This is a genomic window from Streptomyces sp. SYSU D01066-1 (genome assembly GCF_054956795.1).
This window is the reverse complement of record NZ_JBUDHV010000052.1, coordinates 17,798-40,545: the sequence shown is the minus strand read 5'-3', so window position 1 is coordinate 40,545 and position 22,748 is coordinate 17,798. Positions and strand designations below refer to the sequence as shown.

The following is a 22,748-nucleotide window of genomic DNA, read 5'->3' as shown; positions in this document are numbered from 1 at the left end:
GGGGGGGGGGGGCGGGGGGGGGGGGGGGGGGGGGGGGGGGGGGGGGGGGGGGGGGGGGGGGGGGGGGGGGGGGGGGGGGGGGGGGGGGGGGGGGGGGGTGCGGGGGGGGGGGCCGGGGGGCCTCCGGGGCCGGCTGGGCGGCGGGACCCTGGTGGGCGGCGGGGGCGCCGGTGCCGGGGACGGCGCGGGGGGCGGCCGGGGGCCGGGCCGGGGACGGGTCCGGGCGCCGGGCCGCGCCCGGGGAGACCGCCCGGAACTTCATCGTGCCCGGGTCGTCGTCGGCCCCGGGGGCGGCAGCCGGTCCCCGCGCGGGCGCCGGCTGCCGTCCGGCGGCGGTGCCGGGGCGCCGGAACAGGACCGTGCCGCCGGACTCCTCCTCGGGCCCGGCGGCCGGCGCGGTCGCCGTACCGTTCCCGCCCGGCCCGTCCACGGGGCCCGACGGCCGGGGCACCCTCGGGTCGGCCCCCTGCGGAGAGGGCCAGACGGGCCGCTGCTCCTGACCGGCGCCGTGGCCCGGGCCCGCCTGGCGGGCGGGGTCGGCGCCCCAGGCCGAGGCTGGCTCGGGGCGGCCGCCGTGCTGGTCCGCCCGTGTGGAGGCGTCCGGAGCGGGCTCGTCGGCCGGGTCCTCGTCGAAGAAGTGCGGGCCGGTCTCCTCCACCGAGGGGCCGGCGGGCCGCGCGCCGGGCGGCGGGAGGAGCGGTTCGCCGTCCTCGGGCGCCGGGCGGCTGGTGCCCGGCACCCAGGAGGCGCCGTTCCAGTACCGGACATATCCAGGAATGGACGGGTCCGGGTAATACCCTTCGCGGGGCCTGTCGTCGCCCGGGGCCGGGGTTGGGGCGCTCATGTCCGTCGTCCCGTATCTGCTCGGTGGTATGGAGGGGTCCACATCTATCAGACGGGCGCATCCCGCACCGCCGGTCCCGCCCTACCCACCCCTTTCCGGGCGACCTCGCGCAAGGGCTTCACACACGTCCGGAAGAATTCCCCGCGAACCCGCACACCCGCGAACCCGCGTCACCCGCACACCCATGCCACACCGCACCCGCGAACCCGCACACCCGCGAACCCGCGTCACCCGCACACCCATGCCACACCGCACCCGCGAACCCGCGTCACGCCCGCGTCACGCCCGCCCGCCGGCCCGCTCGCCCCGACGCGGGCCGCCCCGGCCGCCCGGCCGTCCCGTACCCGCCCGTCGGGACGCCCCGGCCCGCACGGACCGCACGAGGAAGGACACGCACCGATGCGTCACACCGTCGTCGAACGGGAGCTGGAACTGATGCTCGTCCTGTCGCCCGGGCACAGCGTCCCGGTCCCCGCCCGGCTCGCCTACCGCACCGACGACCCGTACGCCGTGCACATCGGCCTCCCCGCCGGCTCCGCCCGTCCCGCGCACTGGGCGTTCGCCCGCGAGCTGCTGGTGGAGGGGGTGTTCCGGCCGTGCGGGCACGGGGGCGTACGGGTGCGGCCGGCCAGGTCCGAGGGGCGCGGCGTGGTGCTGATCGGGCTGAGCGGGCCGGACGGGGAGGTCCTGCTGGAGGTGCCGGCGGCGCAGGTGTCGGCCTGGCTGGAGCGGACCCTGCGGATCTGTCCCCCGGGGAGCGAGGGCGGGCGGGCCGGCCCGCCCGCCCGGTGAGGGGACACGGCCGTCAGAAGAGCTTGCCGGGGTTGAGGATGCCCAGCGGGTCGAAGGCCTGCTTGACCGCCCGCTGCATCTCCAGCCCCACCGGGCCGAGTTCGCGGGCGAGCCACTCCTTCTTCAGGGTGCCGACGCCGTGCTCGCCGGTGATGGTGCCGCCCAGTTCCAGGCCGAGGGCCATGATCTCGTCGAAGGACGCGCGGGCGCGCCGCGACTCGTCGGGGTCGGCGGCGTCGAAGCAGACCGTGGGGTGGGTGTTGCCGTCGCCGGCGTGGGCGCAGACGCCGATGGTCAGGCGGTGCTCGCCGGCGATCCGCTCGACGCCGTCGAGGAGTTCGCCGAGCCGGGAGCGGGGCACGCACACGTCGTCGATCATCGTGGTGCCCTTGACCGCTTCGAGGGCGGGGAGCGACGCCCGCCGTGCCTGGAGCAGCAGTTCCGACTCGGCGGCGTCGTCGGCGGGGACGACCCGGGTGGCCCCGGCGGCTTCGCACAGCGCGCCGACGGCGGCGAGGCCACCGGCCGCGTCGGGGGTGTCGAAGGCGGCGAGGAGGAGGGCCTCGGTGGTCTCCGGCAGGCCCATGCGGGTCATGTCGTTGACGGCCTTGACGGTCGTACGGTCCATCAGTTCGAGGAGGGAGGGCGTGTGTCCGCCCTCCATGATCCGGCACACGGCGTCGCAGGCGGCGCCGGCCGAGGTGAACTCGGCGGCCAGCACGAGCTGCGCGGGCGGCTTGGGGCGCAGGGCGAGGACGGCGCGGACGACGATGCCGAGGGAGCCCTCGGAGCCGACGAAGAGGCGGGTGAGGTCGTACCCGGCGACGCCCTTGGCGGTGCGGCGGCCGGTCGACAGCAGGCGGCCGTCGGCGAGGACGACGTCGAGGCCGAGGACGTACTCGGCGGTCACCCCGTACTTGACGCAGCACAGGCCGCCGGAGGCGGTGCCGATGTTGCCGCCGATGGTGCACGTCTCCCAGCTGGAGGGGTCGGGCGGGTAGGCGAGGCCGTGCTTCCCGACCGCGCGGGAGAGGGCGGCGTTGACGACGCCGGGTTCGACGACGGCGATCCGGTCGACCGGGCTGATCTCCAGGATGCGGTCCATCCTCGTCAGGGAGAGCACGATCCAGCCGTCGTGGGCGTTGGCACCGCCGGACAGGCCGGTGCGGGCGCCCTGCGGGACGACGGGGACGCGCAGCTCGGTGGCGACCCGCATGACGTGCTGGACCTCTTCGACGGTGCGCGGCAGGACGACGACGGCCGGGGTGCCGGCCGGGCAGAAGCCCGCCATGTCGTGGGCGTAGGAGGCCGTGACGTCGGGGTCGGCTCGGACGGCGTCGGCGGGCAGGACGCCGAGCAGCCGGTCTAGGAGGTTGCCGGTCGCCTCGTCGCGGGGCGCTTGGATACGGCTCATGATCCTCAGGGTGGCACCGGGGGCCATCGGTGTGAACCCCGTCGGCACCGCCCTTCGCCTGCGCGGGTGTCCCGGCCGTACGGGCGCACAGTGTCCGGTATGACGATCCGACTCAAGCGGCGTCCGGCCGGGTGGCGGCGGTGGCTGATCGCCTCGGCGGCCGGGTGCGCCGTGCTCGGCGCCGTGCCGTCCCTGCTGTCCGGACGGCTGTGGCCGCCGGGCCCGGCCGCGGCGCCCGCGCCGGGCCCGGCCGCCCTGGCGCAGGGCGCGGTGACCGGCGGGGCCCCGGCCGCGCTGCCCGGTCTGGCGGTGCTGATCGGCGAGCGGGAGGCCCGGGTGCGGGCGCGCCCGCGGGACGCGCGGTCGTGGGCGGTGCTCGGGGCCGCCTACGCCGAGCGGGGGCGGCGCACGGCCGACCCCGCGCGCTTCCCCGAGGCGGAGCGGGCGCTGCGCACCGCGCTGCGGCTGGAGGAGTCCCCCGCCGCCCTGGAGGGGCTGGCCGCGCTGGCGGTGGCGCGGCGGGACTTCCCCGGGGCGAAGCGCTGGGGGGAGGCGGCGCGGCGGCTGGCGCCGAAGCGGTGGACCACGCACGCGGTGCTGATCGACGCGTACACCGGGCTCGGCGACCACGAGGCGGTGGGACGGGCGCTGGAGCGGCTCGTGCGGCTGCGGCCGGGCACGGCGGCGGTGCGGGCGCGGAAGGCGGCCGTCTACCGGGACCGGGGCTGGCGGGAGGACGCGGCGGCGCAGATCACCGACGCGGTGGCGGTGGCCCAAACGGCGGCCGAGCGGGCGGCGTACCTGGAGCAGGCCGGGCGGCTGGCGTTCGAGCGCGGGGAACGACAGGAGGCGCTGCGGTACTTCCGGGCGGCGCTGCGCGCCGATCCCGACCAGCGGGCCGCGCGGGCCGGACAGGGGCGTGCGCTGGCAGCGCTGGGGCGTACGTCGGAGGCGCTCACGGCGTACCAGGCGGCGCTGGAGCGGCATCCGCGTCCCGAGGACGCGCTGGAGCTGGGCGAGCTGTACGAGTCGCTGGGGCTCGGGCGGGCCGCGCGGGCCCAGTACGGCCTGCTGCGCGAGCGGGTGCGGGCCGCCGCGGCGGGCGGGGTGGACGAGGAACTGGTGCTGGGGCGGTTCGAGGCGGAGCACGGGGACCCGGCGGCGGCCGTGCGGCGGCTGCGGGCCCAGTGGCGGCGGCAGCCGTCCACCGCCGTGGCGGACGCGCTGGGGTGGGCGCTGTACCGGGACGGGCGGGCCGGGGAGGGGGTGGAGTACGCGGTGCGGGCGACGGACGGGGAGCGCGGGGGCGGGGTGCGCAGCGCGGCGTACGTGTACCACCGGGGGGTGATCGAGGCGGAGCTGGGGCGGTACGGGGCGGCGCGGCGGCATCTGCGGGAGGCGCTGCGGATCAACCCGTGGTTCTCGCCGTCGGAGGCGCCGAGGGCACGGGCCGCGTTGGCGGGGTTGGGCGAGCCCTCGGTCGAGAGCCCGCCCTCGGGATAGCGGGCGTGCGCCCGCGCGGCGGAGCCGGACGGTGCCTTGGCCCCGCGCCCCTGGCCGGGCGCTACAGGTTCCCGCGCTTCTCCTGTTCGCGTTCGATGGCCTCGAAGAGGGCCTTGAAGTTGCCCTTGCCGAAGCCCATGGAGCCGTGGCGTTCGATGAGCTCGAAGAAGACGGTCGGGCGGTCCTGGACCGGCTTGGTGAAGATCTGGAGCAGGTAGCCGTCCTCGTCGCGGTCGACCAGGATCCTCAGCTCGCGCAGCACGTCCACGGGGACGCGGGTCTCGCCCGCCCACTCGCCGAGGGTGTCGTAGTAGGAGTCGGGCGTCTCCAGGAACTGGACGCCGTTGGCCTTCATGGTGCGCACGGTGCGGACGATGTCGCTGGTGTTGAGCGCGATGTGCTGGACGCCGGCGCCGCCGTAGAACTCCAGGTACTCGTCGATCTGGGACTTCTTCCTGGCGACGGCGGGCTCGTTGATCGGGAACTTGACCTTGCGGGTGCCGTCGGCGACCACCTTGGACATCAGGGCGCTGTACTCGGTGGCGATGTCGTCGCCCACGAACTCCTTCATGTTCGTGAAGCCCATGACCCGGTGGTAGAAGCCGACCCATTCGTCCATGCGGCCGAGTTCGACGTTGCCGACGCAGTGGTCGACGGCCTGGAAGGTGCGGTCGGCGGGGGGCTCGACGATCGGGTCGGCGGCGACGTAGCCGGGCAGGTAGGGGCCGTCGTAGCCGGTGCGTTCGACGAGGGTGTGGCGGGTGTCGCCGTAGGTGGCGATCGCGGCGAGGACGACCGTGCCGTGCTCGTCCTGGGCCTCGTGCGGCTCGGCGAGCGAGCGGGCGCCGTGCCCGACGGCGTAGGCGTGCGCGGCGCGGGCGTCGGGGACCTCGACGGCGAGGTCGATCACGCCGTCGCCGTGCTCGGCCACGTGCGCCGCGAGGAAGCGGCCGTGGTCGGTGGAGGGTTTGATGACGGAGGTGAACACGAAGCGGGCGGAGCCGTTCTCCAGGACGTACGAGGCGGTCTCGCGGCTGCCGTTCTCCGGTCCGGAGTAGGCGACCAGCTTCATGCCGAAGGCGGTGGAGTAGTAGTGCGCCGCCTGCTTGGCGTTGCCCACGGCGAAGACGACCGCGTCCATTCCCTTGACCGGGAAGGGGTCGGCCCGCCGGGCGGTGTCGGGAGTGCGGAGTGTGGTCTGCGTCATAGCCGCAGGGTCCTCCGGGTCCGCAAGGTGCGCAATAGTTCGCGTTTTCCCTGGGCAGTCTGACCAGTGCCACGGCGGTCGGGCCGGGCGATCTGTACAACATGACCAGGCCGGAGGCGGGGCGGATGGGGATCGACCGGCTGGACGGGCGGATCATCGTGCTGCTGGCGCGGGAGCCGCGGATCGGGGTGCTGGAGATGTCCCGGCGGCTGGGGGTGGCCCGGGGCACCGCGCAGGCGCGGCTGGAGCGGCTCCGGTCGAACGGGGTCATCCGCGGCTTCGGCCCCGAGGTGGACCCGGCGGCGCTCGGCTACCCCGTCACCGCGTTCGCCGCGCTCCAGATCCGGCAGGGCCAGGGGGCCGACGTGCGGGCGCACCTGGCGTCCGTGCCGGAGGTGCTGGAGCTGCACACCACCACCGGCGCCAACGACATGCTGTGCCGGCTGGTCGCCCGTTCCAACGCCGATCTCCAACGGGTGATCGACCGGGTCGTCGGTTTCGACGGCATCGTCCGGGCCGCCACGGCGATCGTCATGGAGAACCCCGTCCCCCTGCGGGTGATCCCGCTGGTGGAGCAGGCGGCCGAGGACCGGTGACCCGGGCGCCGACCGACGGCGTGGCACGGGAGCCGAGCGCCGAGGCCGACGTGGACGGGGAGAGCCTGCGCCGGGTGGCGCCGGACCGGACGGCGGGGAAGGGGTTCGTGAGGGAGGGCCGAGGCGGGGCGGCGGGGCCGCTCAGCAGTGGGGGACGTCGCCCTTGCCGGTGTCCAGGGCGCGCAGCGCGCCGACCGCGCCCTTCAGCGTCGTCACCGGGACCAGCCGCAGCCCCTCGGGCAGCTCGGCCCGCGCGTCCGCGCACTCGTCCTGCGGTACGAGGAAGACGGTGGCGCCGTCCCGCCGGGCGGCCTTGGTCTTCAGCGGTACGCCGCCGACGGCGCCGACCTCGCCGTCGGCGCTGATGGTGCCGGTGCCGGCGATGGTCCGGCCGCCGGTGAGGTCGGCGTCGTCCAGCTTGTCGACGATGCCGAGGGAGAACAGCAGCCCGGCGCTGGGGCCGCCGACGTCGGCCAGCGTCAGGGTGACGTCGACGTCGGCGGGGTCGAGGTCCAGGTAGCCCAGGGCGGCGGCGGTGGCGGTGTCCTGGGACTCCTTCATCTGCTCCTTGTTGTACCGCTCGATCTCCTGCTCGTCGTCGCCGCTCGGGTAGACCGCGTCGCGCGGCATGACCGCGCGGTCGGTGGCGAACCAGTTGCCGAGGACGTCGCCGAGCGAGACGCTCTCCTCCGGGCCGGTGGCCACGATGGTCGTCATCCGCAGCTGCCCGGTGGTCTTCTGGACCGGGGCGCCGGAGATGGTGATCACCGGGGTGCCGCGGTTCTCGCCGAGCACGTCCGCCGTCATCCCGGGCTGCGCCACGGAGAACGGCAGCGGCGCGGCCACCGCCGTGGCGAACAGCGCCACGACGGGCAGGGCGCAGACGGCCAGGGTCTGGGGGCGCGTGAGACGAGAGAGCACGGATTCAATCTAACGCGGCGCCGGTCGACGCCCGGCGCGGGCGGGGTCACCGCAGGGCTGCCGCCGTCTCCGGGCCACCCCCGCGGCCACCTCCGGGGACCGGCCCGCGGCCACCTCCGGGGACCGGCCCGCGGCCACCCCCGGGGGCCGGCCCGCCGCACGCAGCCGACCCTCCCCGGAAGACCGGCCCACCGCGCACAGCCGCCCCTCCTCGGGCCGTGTCGCGGCAGCGCGTCTCCGCCGGCGTCCCCGGGCCACGTCGCCGCGACGCCTCCGCCGCCCGCTCCGGGCCGGTCACCGCAGCGCCTCCGCCACCCGCTTCAGGCCGGTCACCGCAGCGCCTCCGCCACCTCCCGGGCCGCGTCCATCACACGGGGGCCGACCCGCTCGGGCACCACGTCGGAGAGCATGACGACGCCGACGCTGCCCTCGACGCCCGACACCCCCACCAGCGGCGCCGCCGCCCCGCACGCCCCGGCCTCCAGCTCGCCCTCGGTCAGGGTGAAACCGGGGTCGGTGGCCGGCCGCCGCCGGGCGGCGAGGATCGCCTTGCCGGCGGCGCCCCGGTCCAGCGGGTGCCGGTACCCGGCGCGGTAGGCCACGTGGTAGTCGGTCCAGGTCGGCTCGACGACGGCCACCGCCAGCGCCTCCGCCCCGTCCACCAGCGTCAGGTGGGCCGTGGCCCCGATGTCCTCGGCCAGCGCGCGCAGCGCCGGCATCGCCGCCTCCCGCACCAGGGGGTGCACCTGGCGGCCCAGGCCCAGTACCCCGAGTCCCACCCGGGCACGGCCGCCCAGGTCACGGCGGACGAGGGCGTGCTGTTCCAGAGTGGCCAGCAACCGGTACACGACGGTACGGTTCACACCCAGCCGGTGGGACAGCTCGGTGACGGTCAGCCCGTGGTCGGTCTCGGCGAGCAGTTTGAGGACACGCAGTCCCCTGTCGAGCGTCTGAGAGGTCTCCGCGGTCACGACGCCCACTCCTTTTGTGGTGAGGTCTGCGGCCCCTTCGCGGCGGATGCGTCGCCGAGTCCCGTCGGCGTCGTGCCTCAGAGGCCGCCGATCGGCCGGCGGCCCGGCGTGTCCGGGCCCGAGTCGCTTCACGGCTGCGCTCCGCGGCGGCGCTGCCACGGGGCGTGTGCGTAGCGTGACAGTAGCGAGCCGGTCCGCTCAGCGGAAGGTTCCGTCCAGAATCCGGTCACCGGCAGGTACGGACTACCTGTGTTTGTCCGCATACGTACCGCACACGCACCGCATGCGGGCCTCACACGGACCGCACACGGGCCACGCACACATCGCGCACGAACCGCATACGAACCGCGCACGGACCGCACCCGCACCCGCACGGCCCGTCCTCCCGGGGGGTCACTTCATGCGCGTGGCCCACTCCTGGACCTTGGCGATGCGCTGGCGGAGCTGCCCGGCGGTGGCCTCGGCGCTCGGCGGCCCGCCGCAGACGCGCCGCAGCTCGGTGTGGATGACCCCGTGCGGCTTGCCGCTCTGGTGGACGTAGGCGCCGACCATGGTGTTGAGCTTCTTGCGCAGCTCCATCATCTCCTTGTGGGAGACCACCGGCCGCCGCTCGGCGGGCAGTTCGAGCAGGTCGGCCTCCTCGTCCGGCTTCTTGCGGCTGTGCGCGATCTGCCGGGCCTGCCGCTTCTGGAGCAGCAGCTGCACCTGGTCGGGTTCGAGGAGTCCGGGGATGCCGAGGTAGTCCTGCTCCTCCTCGCTGCCGGGGTGGGCCTGCATGCCGAACTCGGCGCCGTTGTACATGACCCGGTCGAAGACGGCCTCCGACTCCAGCGCCTCGAAGGCGAACTGCTCCTGCTCCCCGGTGTCCTCGTCCTGCTCCTTGTTGGCCTCCTCCATCTCCTTCTCGGACTCGGCGTAGGGGTCCTCCTCGCCGTCCTTCTTCGGCCGGTCGAGGACGTGGTCTCGCTCGCGCTCCATCTCGCCCGCGAAGGAGAGCAGGTCGGGCACGGTCGGCAGGAACACGGACGCGGTCTCGCCGCGCCGCCTGGACCGCACGAAACGCCCGACGGCCTGGGCGAAGAACAGCGGCGTGGAGATGGTCGTGGCGTACACCCCGACCGCGAGGCGCGGCACGTCGACGCCCTCGGACACCATGCGGACGGCGACCATCCACCGGTCGTCGCTCCGGCTGAAGGCGTCGATGTTCTTGGACGCGCCGACGTCGTCGGACAGCACCAGGGTGGCCTTGCTGCCGGTGATCTCCCGGATCAGCTTGGCGTAGGCGCGGGCGGAGTCCTGGTCGGCGGCGATGACCAGGGCGCCGGCGTCCGGGATGGCCTTGCGCACCTCGGTCAGCCGCTGGTCGGCGGCGCGCAGCACCGACGGCATCCACTCGCCGCGCGGGTCGAGGGCGGTGCGCCAGGCCTGGCTGACCGCGTCCTTGGTCATCGGCTCGCCCAGCCGGGCCTCGACCTCGTCGCCCGCCTTGGTCCGCCAGCGCATGCTGCCGCTGTAGTTCAGGAAGATGACGGGACGCACGACCCCGTCCGCGAGCGCGGACCCGTACCCGTAGGTGTAGTCGGCGGACGACCGCCGGATGCCGTCGTCCCCCTCCTCGTACGTGACGAAGGGGATGGGGTTGGTGTCGGAGCGGAACGGCGTACCGGTCAGCGCGAGCCGCCGGGTGGCCGGCTCGAACGCCTCCAGGCACGCCTCGCCCCAGGACTTGGAGTCGCCGGCGTGGTGGATCTCGTCGAGGATGACCAGCGTCTTGCGCTGCTCGACCCGGTTGCGGTGCAGCATGGGCCGTACGCCGACGCCGGCGTAGGTGACGGCGACTCCCTGGTAGTCCTTGCCGAGCGGTCCGGCGCTGTACTCGGGGTCGAGCTTGATGCCGATCCGGGCCGCCGCCTCCGCCCACTGCTTCTTCAGGTGCTCGGTCGGGGCCACCACGGTCACCTGCTGCACGACGTGGTGGTGCAGCAGCCAGGACGCCAGCGTGAGCGCGAAGGTCGTCTTGCCGGCGCCGGGCGTGGCGACCGCCAGGAAGTCGCGGGGCTGTTCCTGGATGTACTTCTCCATCGCCCCCTGCTGCCAGGCCCGCAGCTTGCCGGCGGTGCCCCAGGGGGCACGGCCGGGGAAGGCCGGCGACAGGTGGTGCGAGGCGCTGGAACTGGCGGTGGTAGTCACGGTCTCCGAAGGGGGTCGGTCGGCTCGGCCACGTATGACAACCGGGCCACCCTACCGGCGGCCGGGACCCGGCCACGCCCGGACGCAGGGAGGTCGCCCACGGGTGGGACGGAGGTCACACCGGCGGTGCGGCCGGGCCCCGCGGCACCGCGCGGGCGGCCCCGGGCACGGCGGTCACCAGGGCGTTCCCGGGGATTGCCGGCCGGGCCGCCCACCGGGTACGGCGGCGAGGACCGCCCCCGGCCACCGCCCCTCGGCCTCGTCCACGCGCGCCGCACGGCACGGCCCCGCTGCCCCGCGTGGCACGCAGCGGTCCGGCGGGAGGGGAGGTCACGCGGACGCCGGCCCCGGCCGGAAGCGGCTCACGGCCGCGAGGCGCTTCCGGCCGGGGCGCGGGCGGGATGACCCGGCCGGTCGCCGGTGCCGGTTCCCGCCACGCCGCCGGCCGGCTCACCGTTCGGCGGTCCGCGACCGCGTCGCCACCCAGACTCCCGCCAGCGCCACCCCCGCCATCGGCAGGAACACCGCCGCGAAGGCCGCCGGACGGGACGCCGTGGCCTCGGCCGCCGGGTGGCCGGCCGTGCCGCCGCCCAGGGCGGCGAAGGCCGCTCCGCCGGCCGCCAGCAGCAGGACGTTGGAGAGGCCGTCGGCGATCTGGAGGGCGGCGGAGTTGGCGCCGGTCTCCTCGGGGGCGGAGAGCTTGAGCAGGAGCACGCTGGTGGAGGAGATCACCAGGCCCATGCCGAAGCAGCCGAAGGCCCAGGCGACGGCCACCGTCCAGGCGGGCACCGCGTCGATCAGGACGCTCGGCGCGGCGGCGATGGCGGCGGCGACCAGGACCATGCCGAAGGTCATCAGCCGCTCCCGGTACGGCTCCACCCGCGGCCGGGACTGCAGCCAGGAGCCCAGCGCCCACGTCGCCCCGCCCGCCGCCAGCGAGAGCCCGGCGAGCGTGGGGCCGAGTCCGCGCTGGGTGACCAGCATCAGCGGGACGAAGGACTCGGCGGCGATGAACGAGCCCGCGGCGACGCCGCGCAGCAGGACGACGGCGGGCAGGCCGCGGGCGGCCCGGCAGGTGCCGCGCGGGAGCAGTCCGAGCACGGCCGGGACGAGCAGGGCGGCGCCCGCCGCCCCCGGCAGGACGGAGATCCACCGCGGGTCCTGGGCGGCGTACTGGAGGAGGCCGGCGCCGAGCGAGACGCAGAGGGCGAGGCGGATCCGGCGCCGGTCGAAGGAAGCGGGTGCGCCCGATGCCACCGGGCCGGACGCCCGCTCCCGTATCCGCGGCAGCGCGAGCGCCAGCGGGAGGACCACCAGGACCGGGATGCCCAGGAACACCCAGCGCCAGCCGAGGCGTTCGGTCACCGTGCCGGAGGCCAGCGGGCCGACGACGGACGGCACGATCCACCCGGCCGCGAACGCCGCCATGATGGCCGGCCGGAGCCGTTCCGGGTAGGCGCGGCCGACCACGACGTACAGGGCGACGATCACCAGTCCCCCGCCCAGCCCCTGCACGGCCCGCCCGAGGACGAACAGCCACATCTCCCGGGCCGTCCCCGACACCAGCAGCCCCGCCGCGAAGCCGCCGATCCCCCACGCCAGCGGCGCCAGCGGCCCGCGCCGGTCCGACCACTGCCCCGAGAGCACCATCCCGAACAGACTCGTCGTGAAGTACCCGGAGAACGCGAACGCGTACAGCTCCACCCCCTCCAGCTCCCGCGCCGCCACCGGCATCGCCGTCCCCACCGCGGTCGCCTCGAAGGCGATCAGCACGACGACGGAGACGACGCCGACGCTCAGCGCCCGGTGGGCACGGCTGAGCACGGTCTCGGGCTTGCCTGGCGGCGGGAGGGGCGGAACGCCGGTGACACCGGTGTCACGCGGTCCGGAAGCGGTCATGCCCGTCAGCGTAAGGGCCGTGAGCCGGACGGGACCCTGTCCGCAGGCGGAACGCGGTGACGGCCTCGGCCGCGCGTCCGGCGGCCGGACCGCCCGGCCCGTTCATGAACGGCGTATGGCAGTCCCGTTGCGGCCCGCGCCCACCCCTTCCGCCCGCCCTCCGCCCCGCCCTACGGTCGTCCCACGAACGACGCACACGGCCGTGTGCCCGAGTGGTTGAGGGGCTCGCCTGCAAAGCGAGTTACGTGGGTTCGAATCCCGCCACGGCCTCTGGTCTCGCCCGACGGGCCGGAGGGCTGGTGCGGGACGCCCGTCAGGGACGTCCCGCACCAGCCCTCAGCCGTCGTCCTTCACGAAGGAGCCCATGCCCGGCGTGGTCACGAGCAGCCCTTCCGCGCGGAGGGCAGCCACAGCTTTCCGGGCCGTCATCTTGGCCACTCCCCATTCGCCCTGGATCCGCGACTCACTGATCAGGGTGTCGGGCGGATAGGTGCCGTCCTGGATGCGCTGCCTGATGGCGTCGGCGATCTGCTGCCACCTCGGCCGTTTTGGATCCCACTGCGGCTCTCCCATGGTCCGGACGCTACGTATGAACACCTGGGCAGACACGTTCAGGTGAGTCTATAGAGAGGTATAGACAGGCATAGACCGTGCTGGTTAGTGTGACGCGCACGACAGCAGGGACCCCCGCGACCGTCCTACCGGTCCGGGGGCATGGCCGATCACCCGAGGAGTGACCGACGATGCGAAGCCTACCGACCCTCGTTCTCTCGTGGCTCTTGCCCGGACGTGGCAAGCGACGACGCCCCGCCGGTGGGGTGCCCGCCGGACACCCCATCATCGCGGACTCACCTGAACAGCGACTGATCACCGCTCCCCCTCTCCCCTTCCCCCGCTCTCCCCGGCCGCCCGAGTTCCTGCGGGGCGAGGACACCCCGCTCGTCCGCCCCTACCTCCTCGCCCTTGAGCGGGAGCGGGAGCGGCGGCGGCACGGGGGCGGGCGGCGGGCCGCCGCGCCGGTGACGTTCGGGCGGGACCGCCTGGCGGGAGTGGCGGCATGACCGAGCCGAAGCGGTACCCGGACGAGCCGGTCGTGCTGCCGGACCGCGGTGACTACCGGGAGCCCGCGCCCGTCGAGGGCTGCGCCGGGTGCGCGGAGCTGGCGAAGGTGCGCGAGTGGGCGCGGGCGGGGCACGACCACACGACCATCACCGACTGCAACGTCCTGCTGGCCAGGCACCCGGACGGTCACTGACGGCCACCGTCGCCCGGGCCCGGTCCGGATCCGGACACGAGGGACGTGGCCGACTCCCGCCACCGCCCCTGACCGCGCCCTCACCCGTCGTCGCGGAGCATGCGCAGCACCGCCCGCTCGGCGGGGCCCCGGGTGGCGGGGATGCCGTACGCGCCCTCGTCCCCGAGGTGGGGGAGGGCGTCGGCGACCGTCACGCCCTCCTCGAACAGCTCGATCACCCGGGGGTTGACGTAGGAGGCGCGGCACACCGCGGGGGTGTTGCCCAGGTACCCGGAGACCTCGCGCACCGCGCGGGCGATGGCGCGGCGCCGGGCGGTCTCGCTGTTGCTCATGGTCGCCGAGACGGCCAGGGCCACCGCGGCCATGACGGTGGCGTGCCAGGTCCGGAAGTCCTTGGCGCTGACGTCGAGGCCGGCGATCTCCTTGAGGTAGGCGTTGACGTCGTCCCCGTTCACCTCGTGCCAGGCCCGCCGTTCCCAGTAGGCCAGCAGCCGGTCGCCGCCTCCCTTGCGGCGCAGCAGCGCCTGGAGGGCGCGGCAGGAGGCGGGGTCGGCGACGGTCTGGACGATCTCCTTGCCGTGTTTGCCGGTGTAGGTGAACAGGACCGCGCCGGCCTGACAGCAGGAGTGCTCGCGCAGCAGGGTGGTGAGGCCGTAGCTGTTGTTGAGTTCGGTGTACCGCTCGCTGCCGATGCGGAAGAAGCCGAGGTCCAGCAGGCGTACGGCGGTGGCCAGCACCCGCCGCCGGGTCAGCCCGCGGTCGCTCAGGTGCCCCTCGACCGTCTCCCGCACCTCGGGCAGCACCTCGGCGACGTCCAGGACGTGCTCGTGCTTGGCCCGCTCCTGCTCGGCCCGGAACCGCGGGTGGTACAGGTACTGCCGGCGTCCCGCGGCGTCGGTGCCCACGGCCTGGAGATGGCCGTTGGGACGGGTGCAGATCCACACGTCCTGCCAGGCCGGCGGTATGACCAGCGCCCGGATCCGGGCCAGCTCCTCCCGGTCGCGCACGGGCCGCCCCTGGGCGTCGAGGTACCGGAAGCCGCGCCCGTGCCGCAGCCGGCGGTATCCGGGGTCGGTGGGGCGGCTGTGGTGGAGACGCGTCCCGCCCCCGTGGGTCCGGCCTGGCATGGGGCAGCTCCTTCGTCCTCCGCTGTACCGGCGGGACAGCGTGTGGCACGCGGGTTCCCACGAAAGGCGGGGCGGGAACGACGGCTTCCGCCCCGCCCGTGTCCGCCGTGCCCGCTCACCGCCGCCATGCCCGCTCACCGCCGCCGTGACCCGGTACCTCCGTCGCCTTCCCGGAGCCCGGACCGGTCCCGCGGGCGCCGGGCGGGCAGTGGCCCAACCGGGTGCTCTGTGGGCGGCGGGTCCGGTCCCGGCGCCGCGGGAGGGGATGGACGAAGCGTCCGCTGTCGTAGCGCCGTCGAAAGGGAGACACCCTTGCAACCCCAAGGTGACCTGTCGGGAAAGCACGCGTTCGTGACCGGAGCGGCTCGGGGGCTGGGTGCGTCGATCGCGCGCCGGCTGGCCGGCGCGGGAGCCGGCGTGTGCGTCGCGGACGTGCGTCGCGACGCCGGCGAGAAGCTGTGTGCCGCCCTGACCGTCGAGGGCCACGACGCCCGGTTCGTGGAACTGGACGTCCGTGACGCCGAGGCCGTCGCAACCGTGGTCGAGGCCCTGGAGACGGACTCCTGGGACATCGACATCCTCGTCAACAACGCCGCCGTCGACGTCACCAAGCCCATCGAGCACCTGACCGCCCCCGAGATCACCCAGGTGATCACCACCAACCTGCTCGGGCCGATGTACCTGTGCGCGGAGGTCTACCGGCGCATGGTCGCGCGCGGCCAGGGCCACATCGTGAACGTGCTGTCCACCGCCGCCAACCGGACCTGGACGGAGGCCGCCGCCTACGCGGCCGGCAAGACCGGGCTGCGTGCCTTCACCCACACGCTGTTCCAGGAGGCCCAGCGGGACTGCATCGGCATCGGGGTCACCGGTGTCATCGCCGGGGGCATGGAGACGCCGTTCATCACGGAGCGCTTCCCGGACGCCGACACGTCCAAGCTGCAGAGCCCGGACGTCGTGGCCGACGCGGTGCTGGCCGCGCTGTCCGTGGCACCGGGCAGCGCCATGGCGGAAGTGGTGATCGTCCCGCGCAACGAGCCGTCCTGGCCGTGACGGCCGCGCCCCCGGTCAGGTGCGGGGGCTCCGCGTCACGGTCTCCATGCGGGCCGCCCGGTGCCGGGCCCAGAGGGTGAGGGCGAAGGCGGGGAGGTCCGGGGCCAGGGTGCTGAGGGCGCCGGTGGCCGGGTGCCAGGCCAGGACGGTGCCCGCGGTGGCGTCGACGAGCACCGCGGCCCCGTCCGCCAGGCGGCCCAGGCGGAGGAGGCGGTCCGCCCCGCCGGGCAGGGCGGGGGGCCGCTCGTCGTCCTCGTGGTACTCCGCCAGCGTCGGCAGGGGCATGTCCCCGTCCGGCTCCAGCCGGAAGGTGAACGCCTCCTCGGGCAGCCCCGTCCGGCACAGGAACCGGCGGGTGGGCTCGTGGGTGAGGCAGGCCGGGAAGTCGACCTCCTCGAAACGGACCACCCGGCCCCGGCCGAACTCCCGGTCGAGGAAGCGGTACGGCAGGTCCGGAGCCGGCGCGGTACGGCGGCCCGCGGCCAGGGCCAGGCAGCCGATCAGCACCGAGGTCTTCCACAGCAGCGACATCTCGCCCCCCGCCGGCACGCGCTGGACGGCTCCCCGGGACCAGGACGGGTCCTCCGCCGACGTGGCGGCGCGCACCAGGGTCAGCAAGGACGGCGCGGACCGGCCGGTCCGGCTCCCCCCGCACCCGCCGTTCGCCGTCGTCGTCGTGTCGCCCGTCGTCATGTCACCCGTCGTCATATCGCCCGTCGTCGCCCCGCGCATGGTCTCCCCCGGTATGTCGTGCGTGCCCGTGGCCGGGACCGGCCCCGCCGTTCCCACCGCCTCGCACACTACGCGGCACCACTGACAACGCCCCCGCGTGCGCGGTCCGTTCACCCACCAGGACGCGCCGCACGCGCCGCGCGTTGCCCCGGACCGCTCACGGACACGGCCGGCACTCCCTCCTGCTCCGTGCCGGGCGGGCCGGGACGCGGGCGGACCGGGCCGGAGCGCGGGCGGGCCGGGTCGGGACGCGGGCGGGCCGGGTCGGAGCCGGGAGCGGGCGGGGCGGGACCGGGAGCGGGCGGGGCGCGGGCGGACCGGGGCCGAAGCACGGGCGGACCGGGTCCGGGCCGAAGCGCGGGCCGGATCAGGACCGGGGCGCGGGCGGGCCGGGCCAAAGCGCGGCCGGACCGGACCGGGACCGGGGCCGGAGCGCGGGTCCGGTGCCGAAGGCGGCGCGCGGCGTCCTCGACGCGGTCCGCGGGAGCACGGCACCGGCCGCAAGCGGGCGGCCCGCGGCCGTGTCAGCCCTCGGTGACCACCGCGGCCTGCGGCCGGATCGGAAGGCGGTTCACGGAGCGCCCCGTCGCCGCCCGCACCGCCGAGGCGACGGCCGCCGGGGAGGCCACCACCGGGACCGCGCTGACCGCCTTGGCGCCGAACGGCGCGACCACGTCGCGCTCCTCGACGAGCTTGACGATGCGGATGTCCGGGGCGTCCAGGGCCGTCGGCAGGGCGTAGCCGGTCAGGTCGGGGTGGCGGACCAGGCCGCGCGGCGTGCGCAGGTTCTCGGTGAGCGCGATGCCCACGCCCTGCGTGACGCCCGCCTCGATCCGGGTGGCCAGCTGCGCGGGGTTGAGGATCCGGCCGACGTCCTGGGCGACGGCGAGTTCCACGACCCGTACCGAACCCAGCTCTATGTCCACGTCCACCACCGCGCGGATCGCGCAGAAGGACATCCCGACGAAGGCGTCGCCCTGGCCGGACTCGTCGAGCGGTTCGGTGGGGTGCGGGCGGCACTGGGCGGTGGCCCACAGTTCCTTGCCGTCGAGCGCCTCGGTGACCGTGGTCGACAGGACGCCGTCGTACGAGGTGATCTTGCCGTCGGTGATCTGCAGCAGCTCGGTGGACATGCCGAACTTGTGCGCCAGGGGCTGCAGGAGCTGCGTGCGGACCATCTTCGCGGCCCGTTCCACCGCGCCGCCCGACACCCAGGTGTGCCGGCCCCGGCAGCCCGCGCCGGCCGGCGGCTGGTCGGTGTCGACGGGGGCGACGTGCACCTCGTCGACGCCCAGGGTCTCCTGCACGATCTGCCGGGCCAGGGTGGTGAAGCCCTGCCCGGTCTCGACCGCCGCGCACAGCACCGTCGCCACGCCGCCCTGCACCTTCACGGTGGCCGTGGACACCTCGTCCGCGCCCTCCGCGCCCAGCATGTGCACCATGCCGATGCCGTAGCCCACGCCCCGGCGCACCGCACCCGGTTCGCCCGCGCCCTCGGGGCCGCCGGGCAGCAGCCACTCGTCCTCGGGGGTGTCCTTGGGGAGCGGGGGCAGCGGGAAGTCCCGTACCGCTTCCAGGAGTTCGGCGACCGGGGCCGGGCAGGTGACCGTCTGGCCGGTGGGCAGGACGTCGCCGGTGGCCAGGACGTTGCGCATGCGCACCTCGGCCGGGTCCAGGCCCAGCTTCTTGGCGATCTTGTCCATCTGCGCCTCGTACGCGGCGCACACCTGCATGGCGCCCTCGCCGCGCACGTGCCCGGAGGGCGGGTTGTTGGTGCGGACCGCCCACCCCTCGATGAACGCGTTGGGGACGACGTAGGGGCCGCAGGCGAAGGCGACGGCGGCGGCCAGGGCCTCGGAGGAGGTGTCGGCGTAGGCGCCCGCGTCGAGCAGGATCTGCGCCTCGACCTTGACCAGGCGGCCCTCGGCGTCGGCGTGGTGGCGGTAGCGCAGCAGGGTGGGGTGGCGGTGGACGTGGCCGAGGAAGGACTCCTCGCGGGTGGCGGTCAGCTTCACCGGGCAGCCGGTCTTCAGCGCCAGCAGGCCCAGCGGGAGCTGGAAGCCCTGGTCCTCGCGGTCGGCGGTGGCGCCGGGCACCCCGGTGACGACGACCTTCACCTGTTCGGGCGGCAGTCCGAAGGCGGCGGCGGCCGTGTCGCGGTCGGTGTGCGGGTCGGTGGAGGCCAGGTACAGCTCCACGCCGCCGTCCGGGCGCGGGACGGCCAGTCCCGCCTCGGCGCCGATCGGGGCCGGGTCCTGGCGGCCGATGCGGTAGAGGCCCTCGGCGACGACCTCGCCGACCGCCTCCGGGTCACCGTGGCGCAGCGGGATGTGCCGGATCAGGTTGCCGTCGGGGTGCAACGGCTCCGCCTCGAAGGCCTGCTCGGGATCGGTGACCGGGTCGAGCACCTCGTACTCGACGATGACGGCCGCGGCGGCCATCCGCGCGGTGTCCGGGTGGTCGGCGGCGACGGCCGCGATGGGCTCGCCGTGATGGCGTACGACGTCGGAGGCGAAGACCGGGCGGTCGGCTCTGCCGCGTCCGTGCAGCGGGGTGCCTGGCACGTCCTCGTGCGTGATCACGGCCCGTACGCCGGGCATCTCGCGCGCGTGGCTGGTGTCGACGGACAGCACGCGCGCGTGCGGGTGCGGGGAGCGCAGCACGGCCGCCCAGAGCAGGCCCTCGGCCCACAGGTCGGCGGCGTAGGGGAAGGTGCCCTCCGTCTTGGCGCGGGCGTCGGCCGGGGGCAGGGAGGCGCCGAGGCCGTGCGCGACGGGCTCGGGGGCGAGGCCCGTCTCCGCGGTGACCGCGGCCTGGGCGGTGGCTGCCTCGTTGCTCACGCGTGGCCTCCTTCCTGGCCGTGGGGGTGGTCGTACCCGTCCGGGGGACGGGGGCCGGGCGGGTCCTGCGGGTCGAACACCGACGGGTCGGCGCCGCCCGCGCCGGGGCCCGCCTGGTGCGGGACGTGCGGCTCGTCCGCGTCCGCGGTGTCCGCGTCGGTCCCGGCCTCGGCCTCGGCGGTCGCCTCGCGCTCGGCGACGACCTCCTGGACGGCCCGCAGGAAGCCCCGGTAGCCGGAGCAGCGGCACAGGTTGCCGCAGAGCGCCTGGCGGGTCTCCAGCTCGGTCGGGGCCGGGTTGCCCTCCAGCAGGTCGTGCACGGTCATCGCCATGCCGGGCACGCAGAAACCGCACTGCACCGCCCCGCACCGGGCCAGCGCCCGCTGGACGTCGGAGGGCTGTCCGTCGGCGGCCAGGCCCTCGACGGTGCGGACCTCGCTGCCGGCCGCGGTCACCCCCGGCACCAGGCAGGAGGCGACCAGCCGGCCGTCGACCTGCACGTTGCAGGCGCCGCACTCGCCCTGCGAGCAGCCGTCCTTGGCGCCCGCGAGGCCGAGCCGCTCACGCAGCACGTAGAGCAGCGACTCGCCGATCCAGGCGTCGGTGACGGGGCGGTCGGTGCCGTTGACGCGCAGCACGTAGGAGGCGAGGGGGTGCTCCTCGTGGAGCGCGCCGGGGTCCTCGGCGCCGCCGGGCTCCGCGGGCGCGGGGGGCTCCGGGGCGGGTTCGGACTCCGGTGCCGGGGGCCCGGACTCCGGTGCCGGGGACTCCGCCTCCGGTGCCGGACCGGTCCGCGGGGAGCGGCCGGTGTCGGGCTCCGGGCCGGAATCCGCCTCGGCCTGTGCGTCGGCCTCGGCGGCAGCGGGCCCGGTCCCGGCCTCGGCCGGGGGCTCCGCCTCCGTCTCCGCCTCGGCCTCCGCTTCGGTCTCCGGCACGGTTCCGGGCGTCGTCTCCGGGGGCGTGTCGTCGTGCGGCGGCTCCGGGGCCGACGCGTGGGCGGGGTCCGGTGCCCCCTCGGCCGGGGCCCCGGGGGCGACGGGCGTCACGGGCTCCTCGGCGGTCTCAGGCCCGGCTCCGGCTCCGCCGGCCGGGTCGGGCGCCTCGGGGAGCCCAGCGGGGCCCTCAGCGGCCTCCTGGGCTTCGTCCGCCACCGCGCCCGGCGCCGCGTCCGGCTCCCGCGCCGGACGGCCGCCGTCCTCCGCGACGGGTTCGGGTTCCGGCTCGGGTCCCGGCTCCCGCTCGGGTTCCGGCTCCCGCTCGGGTTCCGGCTCGACGTCCGCGACCGGCTCGGCGGCAGGCCGCACGTACGGCCGTACGTCCGTGAACGGCCGCGCCTCCGGGAACGCCTGCTGGTCGGCGTACGCGCGCTCTTCCGGGAACGCCTGCTCGTCGGCGTACGCGCGCTCCTCCGGGAACGCCTGCTCGTCGGCGTACGCGCGCTCCTCCGGGAACGCCTGCTCGTCGGCGTACCGGCGCTTTTCCGGGAACACCTCTCCGCTCCCCGGAGCACCGCCCTGAACCGTTTCCGCGCCGTAACTCGCACCGTGGCCCGTGTCGTGACCCGCACCGTGCCCCGTGTCGTGACCCGCACCGTGGCCCGTGTCGTGGCCCGCACCGTGACCGGTGCCGTACTCCGCTCCCGGCTCGGCGGGCCGCTCGTCCCACGGCCGGCCCGCCGCCTGGGTCGCCCACGGGGCGGGCGCGCCGCCCGGGAGAGTGGCCGGCGGGGTGCCGCCCCACTGCTCGACCAGGGACGACGTGGTGAACTCGCCGGACTCGTCGGGCAGGTCGCCCCCGGCGACCGGGATGGACCACCGCCCGGTCACGTCATGGCCCGGCGCGGGCTCCGTCTCCTCCGCGGCGACGGCCTCGCCGAAGCCCCACTGGCCGGTGGCGTCCGGGTGGTAGGCGAACCGGTCGCCCTGCCCCGCGTGCGGGTCGTGCCCGGCCTGTCCCCCGTAGGGGGCGCCGGCGCCGTACTGGCCGTGCCCCGGGTCGGCGCCGTACTGCCCGGCCGTCCCGTACGGGTCCTGCCGCGCCTCGCCGTACGGCTGCTGCGCCTCCGGCCCGCCGTACGGCTGCTGTCCCGTCTGCGGTGTCTGCCACTGCGTGCCGTCGGCCGGTGCCGCCGGCATCGTCCAGGAGCCGGTGGCCGCGGGGTCGGTGCCCGCGGCGGGGGCGACCGTTATCTGCGGGGGCACGAAGCCGTGGCCGGGGGCCGCCAGCGGACTGCCGGCCCCCCCGTGGGCGTCCAGCAGCGCGTCGATGCCGCCCTCGGGGAGCTGGACGAAGGCGGTGGCGCCGTCGTCGTAGTCGCCCTGGGGCAGCGGATCCCAGCGTCCGCCGCCCTGGGGCGTGCCCTCTCCCTGCTGGTCGTCGGTCACGACAGCGCCCTCCCCAGTGCTCGTCGGGCCAGCGCGGCGACGGTGCGCCGCAGGTGCAGTACGGCGGGCGGCAACTGCGGTACGGACCCGTCCTCGGCGGGGGCCGGGTCCGGGATGCAGGCCGCGGCGACGTACTCGCCGAAGGCGGCCAGTGCCTCCGGGACGATCGCGCGGTTGTTGTCCCAGTCGATGAGCTGCGCCACCCACTGCTCGGCCTCCAGCGGGCGCAGCGGCATGGGCGCTATGGCGCCGACCGCGCACCGCACCCCGCGCCGGGCCGGGTCCAGGACCAGGGCCACGGACGCCACCGCGCGCCCCGGCCCGGTGCGCCCGGTGGCCTTGAGGAAGACCTGGGGGGCGTGCAGCAGCGGTACGCGTACGTAGCCGATGAGTTCGCCCGCGCCCAGCATCTCCACCCCGGCCAGCAGGTGGGAGACCGGGACCTCGCGGCGGGCCCCGTCCGGGCCCGCGATGATCAGGGTCGCCTCCAGCGCGGCCAGCACGGGCAGCGCGTCGCCGGTGGGGGCGGCCGAGGCGACGTTGCCGCCCAGGGTGCCCGCGTTGCGGATCTGCGGCGGCCCGGCGGCGCGCGCGGCGGCGGCCAGCGCCGGGATGAGCGCGGCGAAGTCGGGGCGGCCCATGCGCGCGTGGGTGAGTCCGGCGCCGAGCAGCGCGTGGCCGTCCTGGTACTGCCAGCCGCGGATCTCGCTGATCCGGCCGAGGCCCACCAGGGCGGCGGGCCTGAGCTGACCGGAGTTGACGGCGGCCATGAGGTCGGTGCCGCCCGCGACCGGCACGGCGGCGGGCCGCTCGGCGAGCGCCGCCACGGCCTCGTCCAGTGTTGTGGGCAGCGTGACGACCTGCGCCGCCTGCGGTGCGTGCGTACTCAAACCGCTGCCCCTTCCCGCTGTCCCACTGGTCCCGCCCGTGCGCCGTACGGTACGTGCTGACAGGGCGGACGTGGCAACTCTGGCACATCATCGCAGCACCCTGACGCGGGGGTCCGCTAGGAGGCATTCG

18 protein-coding genes and 1 tRNA gene are annotated in these 22,748 nt (G+C 75.7%); 7 read left to right on the top strand and 12 right to left on the bottom strand.

What is annotated here, in order from left to right; genetic code table 11:
• Positions 1 to 1,243: 1,243 nt before the first annotated feature.
• Positions 1,244 to 1,636 (top strand): SsgA family sporulation/cell division regulator, encoded by a 393-nt coding sequence (locus tag ACY1JF_RS30410; RefSeq protein ID WP_462708490.1) that lies wholly within the window; start codon positions 1,244 to 1,246, stop codon positions 1,634 to 1,636.
• 13 nt (positions 1,637 to 1,649) lie between these two features.
• Here ACY1JF_RS30410 and ACY1JF_RS30405 read toward each other — a convergent pair whose 3' ends face one another.
• A complete protein-coding gene (locus ACY1JF_RS30405) occupies positions 1,650 to 3,050 on the bottom strand; it encodes an FAD-binding oxidoreductase (RefSeq protein ID WP_462708489.1) in 1,401 nt (466 codons plus the stop codon).
• 99 nt (positions 3,051 to 3,149) lie between these two features.
• Between ACY1JF_RS30405 and ACY1JF_RS30400 the strand changes: the two genes are divergently transcribed.
• Positions 3,150 to 4,553, top strand: a complete 1,404-nt coding sequence (locus ACY1JF_RS30400) for a tetratricopeptide repeat protein (protein WP_462708488.1) — start codon at positions 3,150 to 3,152, stop codon at positions 4,551 to 4,553.
• Between the two features lie 61 nt (positions 4,554 to 4,614).
• Here the strand turns inward: ACY1JF_RS30400 and hppD are convergent, their stop codons facing one another.
• The gene (hppD, locus tag ACY1JF_RS30395; RefSeq protein WP_462708487.1) at positions 4,615 to 5,760 is read right to left on the bottom strand and encodes a 4-hydroxyphenylpyruvate dioxygenase; all 1,146 of its coding nucleotides are present in this window, start codon (positions 5,758 to 5,760) and stop codon (positions 4,615 to 4,617) included.
• Positions 5,761 to 5,885: 125 nt separating this feature from the next.
• Here hppD and ACY1JF_RS30390 point away from each other — a divergent pair, with 125 nt between their 5' ends.
• A complete protein-coding gene (locus tag ACY1JF_RS30390; protein ID WP_462708491.1) occupies positions 5,886 to 6,356 on the top strand; it encodes an Lrp/AsnC family transcriptional regulator in 471 nt (156 codons plus the stop codon).
• 141 nt (positions 6,357 to 6,497) lie between these two features.
• Here ACY1JF_RS30390 and ACY1JF_RS30385 read toward each other — a convergent pair whose 3' ends face one another.
• The 4 genes from ACY1JF_RS30385 to ACY1JF_RS30370 form a co-directional block, all read right to left on the bottom strand.
• Positions 6,498 to 7,277, bottom strand: a complete 780-nt coding sequence (locus ACY1JF_RS30385; RefSeq protein WP_462708486.1) for a YlbL family protein — start codon at positions 7,275 to 7,277, stop codon at positions 6,498 to 6,500.
• Positions 7,278 to 7,606: 329 nt separating this feature from the next.
• On the bottom strand, positions 7,607 to 8,248 hold the full coding sequence (locus ACY1JF_RS30380; protein ID WP_462708485.1) for an IclR family transcriptional regulator: 642 nt from the start codon (positions 8,246 to 8,248) through the stop codon (positions 7,607 to 7,609).
• Between the two features lie 393 nt (positions 8,249 to 8,641).
• Positions 8,642 to 10,438, bottom strand: a complete 1,797-nt coding sequence (locus ACY1JF_RS30375) for a DEAD/DEAH box helicase (RefSeq protein WP_462708484.1) — start codon at positions 10,436 to 10,438, stop codon at positions 8,642 to 8,644.
• 450 nt (positions 10,439 to 10,888) lie between these two features.
• Positions 10,889 to 12,337 carry an MFS transporter gene (locus tag ACY1JF_RS30370; protein WP_462708483.1) on the bottom strand — a complete coding sequence of 483 codons (1,449 nt, stop codon included), beginning with the start codon at positions 12,335 to 12,337 and terminating at the stop codon, positions 10,889 to 10,891.
• 198 nt (positions 12,338 to 12,535) lie between these two features.
• On the opposite strand from ACY1JF_RS30370, the gene ACY1JF_RS30365 reads away from it, so the two are divergent.
• A tRNA-Cys gene (locus tag ACY1JF_RS30365) sits at positions 12,536 to 12,607 on the top strand.
• A 66-nt stretch (positions 12,608 to 12,673) separates the two neighbouring features.
• Here ACY1JF_RS30365 and ACY1JF_RS30360 read toward each other — a convergent pair.
• The gene (locus ACY1JF_RS30360; RefSeq protein ID WP_462708482.1) at positions 12,674 to 12,910 is read right to left on the bottom strand and encodes a GntR family transcriptional regulator; all 237 of its coding nucleotides are present in this window, start codon (positions 12,908 to 12,910) and stop codon (positions 12,674 to 12,676) included.
• Between the two features lie 245 nt (positions 12,911 to 13,155).
• On the opposite strand from ACY1JF_RS30360, the gene ACY1JF_RS30355 reads away from it, so the two are divergent.
• Together ACY1JF_RS30355 and ACY1JF_RS30350 are read left to right on the top strand one after the other, a co-directional pair.
• Positions 13,156 to 13,398 (top strand): hypothetical protein, encoded by a 243-nt coding sequence (locus tag ACY1JF_RS30355; RefSeq protein ID WP_462708481.1) that lies wholly within the window; start codon positions 13,156 to 13,158, stop codon positions 13,396 to 13,398.
• Entirely contained in the window at positions 13,395 to 13,592 is a 198-nt protein-coding gene (locus ACY1JF_RS30350; RefSeq protein WP_462708480.1) for a hypothetical protein, read from the top strand. Before ACY1JF_RS30355 ends, ACY1JF_RS30350 begins: the two co-directional genes overlap by 4 nt.
• A gap of 80 nt (positions 13,593 to 13,672) precedes the next feature.
• Here ACY1JF_RS30350 and ACY1JF_RS30345 read toward each other — a convergent pair whose 3' ends face one another.
• Positions 13,673 to 14,719: a DNA topoisomerase IB gene (locus ACY1JF_RS30345; RefSeq protein ID WP_462708479.1), complete on the bottom strand. Its 1,047-nt coding sequence runs from the start codon at positions 14,717 to 14,719 to the stop codon at positions 13,673 to 13,675.
• A 312-nt stretch (positions 14,720 to 15,031) separates the two neighbouring features.
• On the opposite strand from ACY1JF_RS30345, the gene ACY1JF_RS30340 reads away from it, so the two are divergent.
• Positions 15,032 to 15,772 carry an SDR family oxidoreductase gene (locus ACY1JF_RS30340; protein ID WP_462708478.1) on the top strand — a complete coding sequence of 247 codons (741 nt, stop codon included), beginning with the start codon at positions 15,032 to 15,034 and terminating at the stop codon, positions 15,770 to 15,772.
• A gap of 15 nt (positions 15,773 to 15,787) precedes the next feature.
• Here ACY1JF_RS30340 and ACY1JF_RS30335 read toward each other — a convergent pair whose 3' ends face one another.
• The 4 genes from ACY1JF_RS30335 to ACY1JF_RS30320 all read right to left on the bottom strand — a co-directional run bounded on the left by ACY1JF_RS30335 (position 15,788) and on the right by ACY1JF_RS30320 (position 22,618).
• Positions 15,788 to 16,465, bottom strand: a complete 678-nt coding sequence (locus ACY1JF_RS30335; RefSeq protein ID WP_462708477.1) for an SUKH-4 family immunity protein — start codon at positions 16,463 to 16,465, stop codon at positions 15,788 to 15,790.
• Between the two features lie 563 nt (positions 16,466 to 17,028).
• On the bottom strand, positions 17,029 to 19,344 hold the full coding sequence (locus ACY1JF_RS30330) for a xanthine dehydrogenase family protein molybdopterin-binding subunit (RefSeq protein WP_462708476.1): 2,316 nt from the start codon (positions 19,342 to 19,344) through the stop codon (positions 17,029 to 17,031).
• Complete coding sequence (locus ACY1JF_RS30325) at positions 19,341 to 21,728, bottom strand: (2Fe-2S)-binding protein (RefSeq protein WP_462708475.1); 2,388 nt, start codon at positions 21,726 to 21,728, stop codon at positions 19,341 to 19,343. Before ACY1JF_RS30325 ends, ACY1JF_RS30330 begins: the two co-directional genes overlap by 4 nt.
• Positions 21,725 to 22,618, bottom strand: coding sequence for an FAD binding domain-containing protein (locus ACY1JF_RS30320; protein ID WP_462708474.1), 894 nt, complete (start codon positions 22,616 to 22,618; stop codon positions 21,725 to 21,727). Before ACY1JF_RS30320 ends, ACY1JF_RS30325 begins: the two co-directional genes overlap by 4 nt.
• Between the last annotated feature and the right edge of the window lie 130 nt (positions 22,619 to 22,748).